The organism is Ruminococcoides bili (assembly GCF_040093295.1).
Taxonomy (GTDB): domain Bacteria; phylum Bacillota; class Clostridia; order Oscillospirales; family Acutalibacteraceae; genus Ruminococcoides; species Ruminococcoides intestinale_A.
The window spans coordinates 17949-32477 of the sequence record NZ_JBBNJY010000021.1 but is presented as its reverse complement, the minus strand read 5'-3'; the positions used below and the strand labels follow the sequence as shown (position 1 = coordinate 32477).

Sequence of the window (14529 nt, the reverse complement as noted above, 5' to 3'; positions counted from 1 at the left end):
CTCCCGAAGAGGGCGACAGACACTTAAAGCGTCTTGCTATGATTGATGAGATTGAGGCAGGTACTTTCAAGGTTGACCAAACTTTTATAATTTTTGTGATACACCGGAATTTCTTGACAAAACACTGCATAAAACCGTCTAAATCTTAAAACCAAAACAAAGAGCTCTCTTTACGCAAATAAAGAGAGCTTTAATGTTATGATAAATATAAAGTTTTAGCCGCAGAGCTTATTCGAGTTCAAGAGCCTCTTCAATAGCGTAAGAAAGCTGATCGGGGCAAGATGTACCTCTGCCACGGCAGTCAATGCCTTTTAATCTCTTTACAGCCTCTTCTGCGTCCATACCTTTTACAAGAGCGCAAATGCCTTGAGTGTTGCCTGCGCAACCGCCGATAAATTCGCAGGATTCTATAATTCCGTCATTTATCTCAAGATTAATCTGTCTTGAACAAACACCTCTTGGAATGTATGTATATTTCATAATATTACCTCCTTAAAACATTTCAACTGTATTTTAACATATTTCTTTAAAAAAATCTATAAAATTTAAAAATATGTGTCGATTTTTAAATTTAGTGTGATATAATAATGTGTACGATAAAGTTTGATTATAATATTTATTTTGGGTCAGAGGTATATGAAATGTCTATGAAAATTAATCTTGGTGCTTGGAATTCAATATTTGCCGTGCCTTCGTCTGTTGTAGATGAGGGACTTAAGTTTTCGGACGGCGTTAAACTTAAGGTATTGTTATATCTTTTGCGACACAGTGGGGAAGATGTGAACGAAAGCGACATCAGTAAGGCGACAGGTGTAAATGAAACCGATATTCCGGAGGCAGTTGAATACTGGGTTATGAAAGGTATCTTTTGCCAAAATAACGGTGCTTTTGAGCCTGCACAGGCAGAACAGCAAACGACTGAACAGCCTGCGGTAAAACAAGTCGAAAGCAATAATACTGCCGCTCCGATTGAAAAGGAAGAGCCTACAGTTCCGCATATGTTTGTAAGACCGCAGCGCCCCGATTATGTTTATGTGGCACAACAGCTTGCGGTTGACGAAGAATTTAAAATGCTTGTAAACGAGGCACAGACAGCCCTCGGCAAGCCTTTATCAAACTCCGATGCATCGTCGTTACTGTTACTTAAAAATACCTGCGGTTTGCCTGTAGAGGTAATTATAATGCTTATTCAGTATTGTATAAGCATCGGAAAATCTAACATAAGAGCCATTGAAACAATAGGTTTGAGATGGTCGGATGCGGGAGTTTTCTCAATTGAGGAAGCCGAAAATAAAATAAAACAAGCACATCGTGCAAGCCAGAGTTTTACGGTTGTAGCATCTGCGTTCGGTTTAAAAAATACGGGTTCTCCTACTAAAAAGCAGGTTGAATACGCCGATTTATGGGTAAACGAGTGGAAATTTTCTCCCGAAATGCTAAGAGAGGCTTACGAAAGATGTGTTGACAGTAAGGGCAGTTGCGATTTCAGATACATAAACGGAATTTTAAAGCGCTGGAATTCAAGCGGAATTTACAACGTTGACGATTTAAACAAATTTGACAGCAGACCCGATAAGTATAAGAATAAAGGCGGAAACAGGAATGACGCCAACACATCATATAATATAAATGATTTGCAGAGATTAGATACAATCGACAGTATTTAGTGTGGTGATATAAATGGGATACAGTAAAGAAATTTACAGAGCGACAAAAGCAAAAATGGAAGAAAGGCGCACCAAAGCCGAGAGAAGAGCGGAGCAGGTTCGTGAAGAGGTTTACAGAAGAGTTCCGAGAATAGAGGAGCTTGAAAAAGAAATATCTTCATGCGGAATACTTGCGGTTCGTGCGGTTTTAAACGGCGGAGATGTAAAGTCTGCCACGCAGGATTTGCGTGCCAAAAGTCTTTCTATGCAAAATGAAGTCAAAAAGCTGCTTAAAGAAAACGGCTATGAAGAAAATTGCTTTGAACCGCATTACAACTGTAAATACTGCAAAGATACGGGATATATAGAAAAAGACGGAAGAACAGTGTATTGCCCTTGTTTTAAAAGACTGCTTGTAGCCACTGCGTGCGAGGAGCTTAACCGTACTGCGCCTTTAAGACTTTCCACTTTTGAGAGTTTTGACCTTAATATGTACAGTCATGAGGTTGATAAGGAGAGCGGAGTATCACCTTTTGATAAGATGCAAAAAATTTATAATTATTGCGTGCAGTACGCAAGAACTTTTACGCCCGAGTCAAAGACTATACTTATGAGAGGCGGCACAGGTCTTGGCAAAACCCACCTTTCGCTCGCTATTGCCAATGAGGTTACAAGGCGTGGTTTCGGTGTAATCTATGTGTCTGCACCTATGCTTATGTCAACGCTTAGCAATATGCATTTTTCCAAAGAGTCCAACGATTCCGAATATTTTGAAATGCTCACAAAGTGCGATTTACTAATTATTGATGATTTAGGCACAGAGTTTTCAAATACTTTTTCAAATACACAGTTTTATAATTTGTGTAATTCAAGAATGCTTTTGAGAAAGCCTTTGATAATAAACACAAACCTTTCAATAACAGAACTTGAAAAAACTTATACTTCAAGATTTATTTCAAGAATATACGGAGAGGGTGTAAGGCTTAATTTTGTCGGCGACGATATAAGACTCAAAAAAAGTTTTAGCTAAAATTCCGTATTTTTTGTATTTTTCAAATTTTAGAAAAAATTGAAAAAAAGATGTTGACAAAACACACGTTCTGCTATATAATAGCTATTGTTGATTGCGTGACAGTAAGCAACAAGTCAATGCTAAACGAAAGTTAAAAACTTCTAAAAAAGTTTTTAAAAATTTCAAAAAAGTGTTGACAAAACGCACTTCATAATATATAATATATATCGTTGATTGCACGGCTTGTAGCAATGAGCAATAAACATTGAGGAATGGTGTAACGGTAGCACGACAGACTCTGACTCTGTTTGTTGGGGTTCGAATCCCTATTCCTCAGCCATTAAAAGCCCCGAGTAATCGGGGCTGTTTTTATCGAGGTGTAGCGCAGTTTGGTAGCGCACATCGTTCGGGACGATGGGGTCGCAAGTTCGAATCTTGTCACCTCGACCATCTGAATACGCCGGGTCACACTGATTCGGCGTAATTTTTTTATAAGACATTTTTGGAGGTTAATTATGAAAAAGGTAGTTTCTTTGGTAACAATATTTGTACTTTGTCTTACTGCGCTTGCAGGTTGTTCAGGCAGCAAAGAGGTTGATTTAAAAACAGTTCTTTCTGACATCAACTCTAAGTATTCATTGGACTTAAAAGAGCTTACAGATTCTAATGATCTTAAAAAATATTACAGCATAGACACAGAAGATGTTAAGCAGTTTGCGGCAGAAATCAATTCAGACAGCAATTCAAGAGTTGAAATCGTACTTGTTGAGGCTGTTGACGCTGACGCTGCATCAAGAGTAAACGATGCGCTTTCTAAGACATACACTTCAATCGTTACACAGTATTCAGGCTACAATGCCAAAAAACTTCCTATGGTTGAGGCTTGCAAGGTTACACAGGACGGCAACTATGTTACAATGATTGTTGCAGACCAGGGTCCTGAAATTCTTGAAACATTCTACGGCTACATAAAATAAAATCGTCAGATTATACGGGCGGACGCAGTTCGCCCGTTTTCTGTGTTATTAAACTTTTAACGGGAATATTGCTATGGTACAATCAGAATTAAAAAAACAGTTTTCACATATGAATAATATGCAGCAGCAGGCTGTATTTTGCACAGAAGGCCCTTTGCTTATACTTGCGGGTGCAGGTTCGGGCAAAACAACCGTTCTTGTAAACAGAATTGCGTATATTTTGCAGTCTGAACTTTGCAAACCGTGGCAGATACTTGCAATTACCTTTACAAATAAGGCGGCAGGGGAGCTTAAAGAAAGAATCTGCAACGCTGTTCCGGAAGGCGGTTCGGATATTTGGGCGGCTACATTTCACTCTACCTGTGCAAGAATTTTAAGAAGATACGGCGACAGAATCGGTTTTACAAGTCATTTTACCGTTTACGGTACTGACGATCAGAAAAAACTTGTAAAAGATATTTTAAAACAGCTTAATTATGACGAAAAAATGTTGCCGGTAAAAAGAGTGCTCAACGAAATTTCAAAAGCCAAGGACGAAATGCTTACTCCGCAGGAAATGCTCAAAAGAGCAGGTTACGATAACCTCAAGCAGTCCGTGGCAAAAGTATATGAAATTTACCAGTCAAGACTAAAAACCGCAGATGCAATGGACTTTGACGATATGCTCTGCAAGACTGTTGAGCTTTTTCAAAAATGTCCCGATATACTTGAATTTTATCAAAATCAGTTTAAATACATAATGGTTGATGAGTATCAGGATACAAACAAGGTGCAGTATAAATTTGTAAGTATGCTCGCCGCAAAATACGGCAACATCTGCGTTGTAGGTGATGACGACCAGAGTATTTACAAATTCAGAGGTGCTACAATTGAAAATATCCTTTCTTTTGAAAACACCTTTAAAGGCGCTAAGATGATAAGACTTGAGCAGAATTACCGCAGTACACAGAATATTCTTAATGCGGCAAACGGTGTTATTTCTAACAACACAATGCGTAAGGGCAAAACTTTGTGGACTGAAAATGCCGTTGGTGATAAAATTGAGGTGCATACTTCCGATTCCGAGCGTGACGAAGCTCAATTTATTGCAAAAACTATACTTGACGGTGTTGCAGACGGCAGAAAATTCTCTGATTTTGCAATTCTTTACAGAATGAATGCACAGTCAAACTCAATTGAGCAGGCTTTGTCAAGAAGCGGTATTCCGCACCGTGTAATCGGCGGCAGACGATTCTATGACAGAGAAGAAATCAGAGATATGGTTGCATATCTTCAGGTTATTAATAATCCGCATGACGATGTCAGACTGGGCAGAATTATTAATGTGCCAAAGCGTGGTATTGGCGCAACTACACTTGAAAAAGCTTCTGAAATTGCCGCAGGACTCGGCGAAAGCATATATTCCGTAATTAAAGATGCAGATGTATATCCACAGCTTTCAAGAGCCGCAACAAAGTTAAAGAGTTTTGTTGCGCTGATTGACGGTCTTATGGAGGCTGAACAAAGCGGAGATTATTCTCTTGCAGAATTATACAATCTCATTCTCGAACATACAGATTACGAAAAATATTTAAAAACAGAGAAAGACAACCCCGATGTAAGAATTGAGAACATCGAAGAGCTTTCTTCAAATATTATCAAATTTGAAGAGGATTACGCAGAAGAAGCGTCACTTTCAAACTTCCTTGAGGAAATTTCATTGCAGACAGATATTGATAACTATGATGCAGAAGCGGATTCATCGGTAATGATGACATTGCACAGCGCAAAAGGACTTGAATTTCCCGTAGTTTTCATTGCAGGTCTTGAAGAAGGTGTGTTCCCGTCAATTGCCACAATGATGAATCCCGATGAACTTAACGAGGAACGCAGGCTTGCTTATGTAGGTATTACAAGAGCAAAAGAAAAGCTCTACATTACTAAGGCAAAGTCAAGAATGTTGATGGGTCATACAAGCTATAACAAAGTATCACGCTTTGTAAATGAAATCCCGCCCGAATTACTTAATTATACAGGCGAGAAAAAGACTTTTGCGTCAACAAACGGTTTTTCCACATCCTCAAGTCATATCAGTATCGGTGCCGGTTCAAAATTCACACCTAACAAAAGTTTTAATACATTTACTAAACCTGCCGTTAAATCGGGTACTGTTTACAAAAAAGGAGATTGCGTATTCCATAAGGTATTTGGCAAAGGTATGATTATGAAAACCGAAAAAATGGGCAACGACACAATGCTTGAAGTTGCTTTTGATAAGGCAGGCACAAAAACTCTTATGGCTAATTTCAGTAAAATGGAAAAAATCTGATGAGGTGATTTTTTGAAGGCTTTAGCAAAATCATTAATGTGCGTAGCTATGGCGGCGTGTTCCGCAGTTGCATTTACAGGCTGTGACAATGATTCGGAATCTTCGGCTACAACAGCACCGCAGACTACAAATTCTACAGGTGCATCGACGCAGGGACTTACCGTTGCGCCTGCAACTGCTGATGAAGTACCTACTAATCCTGCATATAATTTTACAAAATTAAAACAGGATACCGACAGCATAACAGCTAAGTTCGATAATACACTTGTTGCAAGTAAATTCAGAGGAACTGTATATTATAAACTCGGAAATGATTTTGAATATATAGGCAATAACGGCTATGCCGACAAGGGTTCGCATACATATAATTCACTCAATACAAATTACTACATAGGTTCGCTTACAAAGCAGTTTACCGCTGCGGCTGTTATGATTTTACAGGAGCAGGATAAGCTGAGCACAGATGATACGCTTGACAAGTATTATCCCGATTATAAGTACGGTTCGGATATAACTATCCGTAATTTGCTTACAATGACAACAGGCTTGCCGGATTATCTCGGCAAATCTGACGAAAGCGTGCGTGCAAATGCTCCGCAGTACGATATTTCAGAGAAAAATTCCGCTAAAGATAATCATTCTGTTATTTTAAAATGGATATTGTCACAAGAAATTGATAATGATGAAGAAAATTACAGCTATTCAAATTCCGATTATTTTATTCTCGGTGACATAATCGAAAAGGTAAGCGGAAAAAGCTATGAGGAATTTTTGAAAGAAAATATTTTTGAGCCGCTCGAAATGACTTCGACAACCTTTGAGAGCACAGACCAACTTGCTACAGGTTATCAGGATATTTTTGACGATGAGTGGAATATTTATCCGGGTGTTGCGTATTCTTCTACGGGTCTTATTTCCAATTTGAGTGATTTGCTTAAATGGACAGACGCTATTACGGGAAGTGAATTGTTGTCTGCAAAATCCAAAGAAGAAATGTTCACTCCTTATAAATCAAGTTTTGCGTACGGTTTGTATGTTGACGATTGCGGTAATTATTATTGTGACGCAGCATTCTACAGATTTAATGCAAGAATTGTATTTGCGCAGGACCAGAGCAAAGTATTCATCGCTTTTTCAAATTATACGCAGTCAAATCCGAAAGATGTAAACAAAGAACTTGATGAAATTTTAAAGCCTTATTTAAAATAAATCAACTCAATATTCACAATTAAGTATAACCTTCATAAAATGTATTGTTACAGAGCGTAAGCCTGTTAATACATTTTATGGGGGTTAATTTTTATGCCAGATGTATCATACGGCACAGTACCACGGCAGTCGGGCAACGAACCGCTTACCGAAAACAAATGCACAGACGCTGTCTGCATAAACGCAAGCCGTATTTATGACAGCTGCGGCTCAAAGGATTGCCTTAGCAATCTTGCGGTCTATTTTACACCTTGCAGTCAATCTGTTATCAATAACGCATCATCTGTAAAAATCTGCAAGGCAAGCGTTATAACCGCCGATGTAAGCGTTGAATCAATCGCTTTTCATCGTGGCTGTTATGCGGTTGATGTTACATTCTATTTTGATATTTCTCTTGAGGCATATACCTGCGGTTCAACAATTCCGTCACGGGTAAACGGACTTGCAATTTACGGTAAAAGGTCGGTTCTTTACGGCAGTGAATCAAATTCAAAGAGTTTTTCGAGCGACAGTTGTGTAGTTTGCTCTCAACCTGTTACATCATGCGGTTGCACGGAGTTTTTACCAAATGCAACAGTACAAATTTCCGAACCTATGGCTCTTTCGGCACGACTTATAAAAGGCTGTGTTCCGCAGCTTCCTTGTGCTCCTATACCTGAATGTGTAATAACATACTTTGGTGACGATTTTGCTGTGACCGGAGATGCAAGCGTAAGTGCCACTATCGGTATTTTTACAATTACACAGCTTGAGAGAAATGTACAGATTATGATTCCGTCATATGATTTTTGTATTCCTCGCAAGGAATGTAAGCCTGAAAGTGACGACCCGTGCGAAGTATTCAGCAGGGTAGATTTCCCTAACGAATCATTCTTCCCGCCGAATGCAAGACCTGAAGAAAGAGAAAAATGTAATTTTGAGTGTGGCTGTAACGGCTGACAAAGAAAAAGGCAGGCAGTTTTTACTGTCTGTCTTTTAGCTTGTTTCATTAAAGTTAAGGTGAATTATGTTTTGATTTGAAGTTTGTATTAATAATTTTCTAATCTGAAAATCGACCTAAAGAATCATAACGAAAATTTTTGTTTGAAAAGTATTTCGATTAAATCCGCTGTTTTTTCATAACCGAAGTCATTTGATTTTATAGTCAGATTGTAATTTTTTGCATTGCCCCAATCTGTATTCGTAAAGTATTTGCAGTGCGCAGAGCGTTCTCGGTTTACTTTTCTTACTTGCTTGGCGGCATTTTCATGTGAAAGGTGATCTCTTTCTTTTACTTTTTCAATTTCACTTTCTTCATCTGCGGTTATAAATACATTGTAAATATGTTTTTTGTTTCTTAAAATATAGTTTGCAAGTCTGCCGACAATTACACAGTTTTCGGTTTTGGCAAGGTGCTTAATAACCGATTCTTCTTTTTTGAACAAGCTGTTGATATTAGGAACAGTATCACCGTTGTTTTGCTGGTACCATTCAAAAAAGTCGTTAAGCGCTGATTTGTCAAGAGTTTGCTCGTTGTGTTCTATGTATTCAGGTGAATATCCGCTTTCCTGCATTACAAGTTTTATAAGTTCGGTGTCATAATATTTGTATCCGAGTTTTTCGGCAAGAATTTTTCCTATTGCTCTGCCTCCGCTGCCGTATTCTCTTGAAATGGAGATTACATAAGTAGGTTTGTCATCTGTTTCAGCGGTATCATCTGCAATTTTGGTTTTGCCTAAGAGTTTATCTCTGTATTTTCCGAACACTTTATTTATTATACCGAGAATAAATCCTACAAGAAAAGCGGCAATTACTGTGCCGATTCCCACACTGCCGAGATTGTGGATAAAAATAAGGCAAGATACACCTGATATAATAACCATTGTTATGTCAAATGCCATTTTTACCTTTGAAAATTCAATCTTAGTTACTTGCGAAACCGCACTCATAACGCCTTCGCCCGCAAGCGGGATAACATCGGTAGGCAAGTAAAGGAAAATACCGATAGCAACAATTGCGGCACTGATGAGTACCATAATAATTCTTATTACGATATTGTCGGGAGTGGGGAAGAAGCTTACAAGATAATTACAGAATGTTGTGAAATAACCGAAAACAACGCCTACGGGAATCTGTAATAAGCTGATCAGTTTAAAATTCTTTCTGAGAATAATTAATTGTATTAATACCAATACAATATGAAAAAGTATGGTAGCCTTTCCCATTTCAATTCCCCATATACAGGTCATAGTGTAGGGGATAGAACTTACAGGCGATACACCGAGGTTCGATTTAACGGAAATTGCTATACCTATTGTCATTATAAATAAACCTACAAGGTACATCGGTAGTCTGATTTTCATATTTTTTAAATTCATTGTTGTTTTTCCTCCTTATCATATTCAAGCATATTTTCATAGACACGCATTAATAAATCGTTAAATTTTTGCTTTTCATCTTCATTAAAATTTTTAAGAGCTGCATTTTCAATTTTTTTAAATTTTCTGTTTAGATAATCAATGTATTCTTTGCCTTTGTCAGTCAGGAATACATACAGGGAGCGGCGGTCACCGTTGAGCATTTTTCTTTCAATATAGCCTTTAGTTTCCATTCCTTTGAGAATAACTGTAATTGATGCCGGCTCAATATGGCAGCCTTTAGCAATGTCTTTTTGCACGCAGCCGTTATGATTTTGCAGATAGTCGAGTATTTTTGGCTGTCCCGGAGTAAGACCCGAATCCTTTATACTTGCAAGCAGTGCCTTTTGAACTAAAAAATGATCTGCCATTAGCAGATAATGTATTGATTCTTTCATACTACACCTCTATAGTTAAAATTCTAATAATTAAAATCCTAATTAATTATATGCTTGTAAAACGACAAAATCAATATTTTGACAAATGTTCTCGCTTTTATATAAAAATTGCTGTGATTACTTTTTATAATATGTGAAAATCAGTGTTAAAATTTATTCATTTTATTGACAAAGCATTTTTGCAGTGATAACATAGAAATATAAATATATTAGTTAGGGGTTATAAAATGAAAAAATTTAAAAAAGCTATTACAGCTATAATTGTTACCGCAATGCTTACTTCTGCGTTTTCGGCAATACCATTTACTGCAAACGCAGCCGAAGTAAATGTTCCAAAGGTTTCGCAGAGCAGAGATGCTGCGCATTATGTTGTAACAAGCGGCGACTACCGCTATGAGAACATTGATGGCAAGTCAATTATTTTTTGGGAATACCTTGGCAGTGATACCGATGTAGTTATTCCGGAACAGATTGACGGCAAAACCGTAACTATGCTTGCTCGTGGTGCGTTTTATAATAAAACAAATTTGAAAAGCATCACTCTTCCAAAAACCCTTAAATACATTAAGGGTTGTGCTTTTTGGGGTTGCACAAGCCTTGAAAGCGTAGTAATTCCGGACGGTGTTTCAACTATTGAAGAGTATGCCTTTACAGAGTGCTACAATCTTAAAAGTGTAACTATTCCTAAGAGCGTAACCTCAATTGGCGATAGATTATTCTTCCTCCTTAACTCAGACATTACAATTTATGGCTACGAAGGTTCGTATGCACAGAGTTATGTAAACTCTTACACCGATAGCAACAAGCTGAAATTTGTGGCTATTGATGGCAAAAAAGTGCTCAAGGGTGATGCAAATGGTGACGGGGTTGTAAATGTTTCCGATGTTACATCTATGCAGTTACATATTGCGGGTTCTAAAAATGATGACGGTATGCCTATAATAGATGAAAGCGACAAGGCGGTACTTGAGGCACTCGATCTCAACGGTGACGGTCAGCTTACAGTATTAGATGTAACAGAGCTTCAGATGTATATTGCAACTCAAAATTAAATATTCATATACCTTATAAACAAAAGAAGTGCAGCTCGTATGAACTGCACTTTTTGCTTGCTGTAATTTTGCTTTTATTCTGATATGGAATTTTCTATAATTTTCTCCGCACATTTAATTCCGTCGACTGCGGCAGATATAATTCCGCCTGCATATCCTGCGCCTTCACCGCATGGGTAAAGTCCTGCTATTGCTACGCTTTGCAAATCTTTGTTTCTCATAATTCTGATTGGCGATGAACTGCGGGTTTCAACACCTGTCAGCACAGCGTCACCGTATGAAAAACCGTGTAATTTTTTATCCATTTGCACTATTGCCTGTCGCATTGAGTTTGTTATAAAGTCAGGCAGACATTTATTAAGGTCGGTCGGTGTAAAGTCGGGACCTACAGACGGTTTTACATCACCGATTTTTGTACTTGCCTTATTTTCAATAAAGTCGCATACACGCTGAACAGGAGCATTAAAGTTTTCTCCTCCGGCAACAAATGCTTTATGCTCAAGCTCACGCTGAAAATACATTCCTGCAAGCGGATTTTCCGATTGATAGTCGGCAGGTGTAATCCCGACAAGTAAGGCGGCATTTGAATTTTCTTCATTTCTTGCAAATTCACTCATTCCGTTTGTGCAAAGTCGGTTTTCTTCGCTTGAGGCATTTACAACTTTTCCGCCCGGGCACATACAAAATGTATATACGCCTCTGCCGTTTTCAAGGTGAACATTTGTCTTGTAGCTTGCTGCGCCAAGCGCTTTGTTGCCTGCAAATTTGCCGTACTGTGATTTATCAATCATTTCTCTGTGATGCTCAATTCTTGCACCGACAGAAAATGCTTTTGCCTCAATCGGAATAGCTTTTTCATTTAACATTTCAAAAGTATCTCTGGCGCTGTGTCCGATTGCAAGGATAATTGCATTGGTATCAATGTTTTGTTTAGTTCCGTTATGTTCAATTTCCGCACTTGTAACAGAATTGCCTTTTGCTGAAAATCCGATAAGTTTTGTTTCAAACATAACTTTTCCGCCGAGGCGGATAATTTCATTTCTTATGCTTTTAACTGTCGGTCTTAATTTGTCCGTTCCAATATGCGGTTTTGCATTGTAAAGAATTTCGTCAGGCGCTCCGTGTTTTACAAATTCAATAAGTACCTTGCGCTGACGGGTGTCTTTAGTGCCTGTGGTAAGTTTGCCGTCAGAAAAAGCTCCGGCACCGCCTTCGCCGAATTGTACATTGCTTGTTGTGTCAAGAATACCGCTTTTCCAAAAGTTATGTACATCTTCCGTTCGGGTATCTACATCTCTGCCACGCTCGATTAAAATCGGATTTGCACCGCTCTGTGCAAGTATAAGTGCGGCAAATAATCCTGCAGGGCCTGCTCCGACTACCACAGGGCTGACCGTACCTCTGAATTTTTCAACATTATATTCATATTTTTCTGCGATTTCGGCATTTTTAAATTTTTTGCATATCTTTTCTTCGTTTACAAAAAGTTCTGTGTCAACGGTTGCAAGAAAAAATATATTATCCTTTTTTCTTGCGTCAATCGAGCGTCTGAAAATCGTACAGCTTTTAAAAAACTTTTTATCTACATTAATAAGTTTTGCCGCTTTATTTAAGACGGTTTCACTTGTGTAGTCAAGAGGTAAATGTATATTGCTTATTCTTATCATAGGTTTTCTCCTGTTATAATACCGCTTGCAAAAGCAAAATGCAGGTTAAATCCGCCGCAATCTCCGCAAACATCGAGTGCTTCGCCGCAGATGTATAGATTTTTTACAACTTTGCTTTCAAATGTATAGCCGTTTACTTCGTTTCCGTTTACGCCGCCGAGCATTACCTGCGCTTTTGAAAAATCTTTGCATTGTTTACATTCAAATTTCCAATTTTGAATTAAATTCGCAAGTGATTTTAGTTCTTTGTCGCTTAACTTTTTACAGCTTTCTGTCAATGCTTTGTTTGTAATGCTTTTAATAAGTGCTGTTCCTATTTTTTTATGAAAAAGACCCGTGAAAAATTCTTCGAGCGGTTCATTTGCAAACAGCTTTTTTCTGTCATAAAGTAAATTTAATAATTCTATATACGAATAATCTTTTGTAAGATTTACGGAAATAATCGGATTTTTGGTTTTGGGTAAAAGAGTTGTGAGATTGAACACACAAATTCCCGAAAGTGCATTATCCGTAAACTGCACTTCGCCGACCTCTGATTTTAAGGCTTTGCTGCCGTCAAAAAGCGTGACCTCTGCTTTTGCTCGTATTCCTTTAAGGTTTTTTATGTAACAGCTATTAACCTGAATGGGGCAGAGGGCAGGAGAAATGGGTGTGATTTTATGACCGAGATTTTTAATTACATCAAGTCCGAGCCCTGTACCGCCTGCTGCAGGAAAGGCCTTTCCGCCGCATGACATAACTACTTTTTTGGCGGTGTATTCTCCGTTCGAGGTTTTGATATTGAAAAATTCGCCTTTTTTACGGATAAGTTCAACTTTGCAGTCGCATATGATTTCGATTTTCAGCCTTTTAATTTCCATAAGTAAAACATCAAGCACGGCACTTGCTTGTCTTGAATGAGGATAAACAAGTCCGTTTGTTTCTGTGTCGCATACAAGACCTAAGGTTGAAAAGAAATACATAAGTTTTTCTGCGGAAAATCTGTTTAAGGTTTTAGAAACATCAAAACTGCCGTGATAAAATTCTTTACTGACATTGGTATTTGTCAGATTACAGCGGCCGTTGCCTGTAACAAGAATTTTTTTGCCTGCTTTGCTTTGAGCCTCAAGAATTGCTATTTTTAAATCTCTGTTATTTCGTTTTGCCGATATAGCCGCCGCAAGTCCCGCAGCACCCGCACCGACCGTTATTATATCATAATTTGTATTTTTCAAAGTTATCATCCTAAAAAACAGGGCAGCCAAAGCTGCCCGTCGGTTTTTATTTTGGAGCAAAAATTGCGCTTAATCCGCCGAATAAGCCCATACTTGCAAGTCCCATAATTATACCTGCAAGAATTACACCGAGCATTACTGCAATTACGCTTGACTTAAAGTCCATATCGAGCATACTTGCCGCAAGTGTACCTGTCCAGGCGCCTGTACCGGGGAGAGGAATACCTACGAATAAAAGTAAAGCGAAGAACAAACCTCTGCCGGCCTTTGCCTGCAATTTTTTACCGCCCTTTTCGCCTTTTTCAAGGCAGAATTTAAAGAATTTTCCTATAAATTTTTTGTCGCTGCCCCATACAAGAATTTTTCTTGCAAAGAAATATATAAAAGGTACGGGCAACATATTACCTAAGATAGCGAGGACATACACCCAGAATAAATCAAGCTGCATTCCTACACCGAACGGAACGGCACCTCTCAGCTCAATAAGAGGAACCATAGCAATCAAAAATACCAAGATATAGTTTAACAAAACAATACTCCTTTCAAAATAAAGGTACTAAAATAGTATAACAGATACCGATATATATTGCAATTTATTTTTTGTCTAAAAAACTACAGCTTTTACGCAAAATTTTAACATACATTTAAAA

General features: G+C 38.2%; 13 protein-coding genes and 2 tRNA genes. 9 read left to right on the top strand and 6 right to left on the bottom strand.

Translation table 11 applies throughout. The features are described 5' to 3' along the window. Positions 1–228: 228 nt before the first annotated feature. Positions 229–480, bottom strand: a complete 252-nt coding sequence (locus tag AAAY30_RS07835; RefSeq protein WP_022233958.1) for a TIGR03905 family TSCPD domain-containing protein — start codon at positions 478–480, stop codon at positions 229–231. A 161-nt stretch (positions 481–641) separates the two neighbouring features. Between AAAY30_RS07835 and AAAY30_RS07830 the strand changes: the two genes are divergently transcribed. From AAAY30_RS07830 to AAAY30_RS07795, 8 genes are all read left to right on the top strand, one after another. After that, the gene (locus tag AAAY30_RS07830; protein WP_022233959.1) at positions 642–1667 is read left to right on the top strand and encodes a DnaD domain protein; all 1026 of its coding nucleotides are present in this window, start codon (positions 642–644) and stop codon (positions 1665–1667) included. Positions 1668–1680: 13 nt separating this feature from the next. Continuing rightward, positions 1681–2676, top strand: coding sequence for an ATP-binding protein (locus tag AAAY30_RS07825; RefSeq protein WP_022233960.1), 996 nt, complete (start codon positions 1681–1683; stop codon positions 2674–2676). Positions 2677–2924: 248 nt separating this feature from the next. Then, positions 2925–2998 (top strand) — tRNA-Gln (locus tag AAAY30_RS07820). A 33-nt stretch (positions 2999–3031) separates the two neighbouring features. Further along, positions 3032–3108 (top strand) — tRNA-Pro (locus tag AAAY30_RS07815). A 65-nt stretch (positions 3109–3173) separates the two neighbouring features. Then, positions 3174–3635 carry a DUF4358 domain-containing protein gene (locus tag AAAY30_RS07810; protein WP_186934903.1) on the top strand — a complete coding sequence of 154 codons (462 nt, stop codon included), beginning with the start codon at positions 3174–3176 and terminating at the stop codon, positions 3633–3635. A gap of 73 nt (positions 3636–3708) precedes the next feature. Further along, positions 3709–5943 carry an ATP-dependent helicase gene (locus AAAY30_RS07805; protein ID WP_499215600.1) on the top strand — a complete coding sequence of 745 codons (2235 nt, stop codon included), beginning with the start codon at positions 3709–3711 and terminating at the stop codon, positions 5941–5943. Positions 5944–5955: 12 nt separating this feature from the next. Then, a complete protein-coding gene (locus AAAY30_RS07800; RefSeq protein ID WP_499215601.1) occupies positions 5956–7152 on the top strand; it encodes a serine hydrolase domain-containing protein in 1197 nt (398 codons plus the stop codon). Between the two features lie 93 nt (positions 7153–7245). Beyond that, positions 7246–8091, top strand: a complete 846-nt coding sequence (locus AAAY30_RS07795) for a hypothetical protein (protein WP_302196942.1) — start codon at positions 7246–7248, stop codon at positions 8089–8091. A 125-nt stretch (positions 8092–8216) separates the two neighbouring features. On the opposite strand, the gene AAAY30_RS07790 is transcribed toward AAAY30_RS07795, so the two are convergent. Together AAAY30_RS07790 and AAAY30_RS07785 are read right to left on the bottom strand one after the other, a co-directional pair. Continuing rightward, a complete protein-coding gene (locus AAAY30_RS07790; RefSeq protein WP_252559633.1) occupies positions 8217–9509 on the bottom strand; it encodes a cytidylate kinase family protein in 1293 nt (430 codons plus the stop codon). Next, a complete protein-coding gene (locus tag AAAY30_RS07785; RefSeq protein WP_022233966.1) occupies positions 9506–9946 on the bottom strand; it encodes a MarR family winged helix-turn-helix transcriptional regulator in 441 nt (146 codons plus the stop codon). Before AAAY30_RS07785 ends, AAAY30_RS07790 begins: the two co-directional genes overlap by 4 nt. 227 nt (positions 9947–10173) lie before the next feature. Here AAAY30_RS07785 and AAAY30_RS07780 point away from each other — a divergent pair, with 227 nt between their 5' ends. Next, on the top strand, positions 10174–10998 hold the full coding sequence (locus tag AAAY30_RS07780) for a leucine-rich repeat protein (RefSeq protein WP_302484508.1): 825 nt from the start codon (positions 10174–10176) through the stop codon (positions 10996–10998). A gap of 74 nt (positions 10999–11072) precedes the next feature. On the opposite strand, the gene AAAY30_RS07775 is transcribed toward AAAY30_RS07780, so the two are convergent. Genes AAAY30_RS07775 through AAAY30_RS07765 form a run of 3 tightly spaced genes read right to left on the bottom strand, consistent with a single transcriptional unit; the run spans position 11073 to position 14375 of the window. Beyond that, a complete protein-coding gene (locus AAAY30_RS07775; RefSeq protein ID WP_302484507.1) occupies positions 11073–12665 on the bottom strand; it encodes an NAD(P)/FAD-dependent oxidoreductase in 1593 nt (530 codons plus the stop codon). After that, the gene (locus tag AAAY30_RS07770; protein ID WP_302484506.1) at positions 12662–13879 is read right to left on the bottom strand and encodes an aminoacetone oxidase family FAD-binding enzyme; all 1218 of its coding nucleotides are present in this window, start codon (positions 13877–13879) and stop codon (positions 12662–12664) included. Before AAAY30_RS07770 ends, AAAY30_RS07775 begins: the two co-directional genes overlap by 4 nt. A gap of 46 nt (positions 13880–13925) precedes the next feature. Beyond that, on the bottom strand, positions 13926–14375 hold the full coding sequence (locus AAAY30_RS07765) for a COG2426 family protein (protein WP_186935009.1): 450 nt from the start codon (positions 14373–14375) through the stop codon (positions 13926–13928). Positions 14376–14529 lie beyond the last annotated feature (154 nt).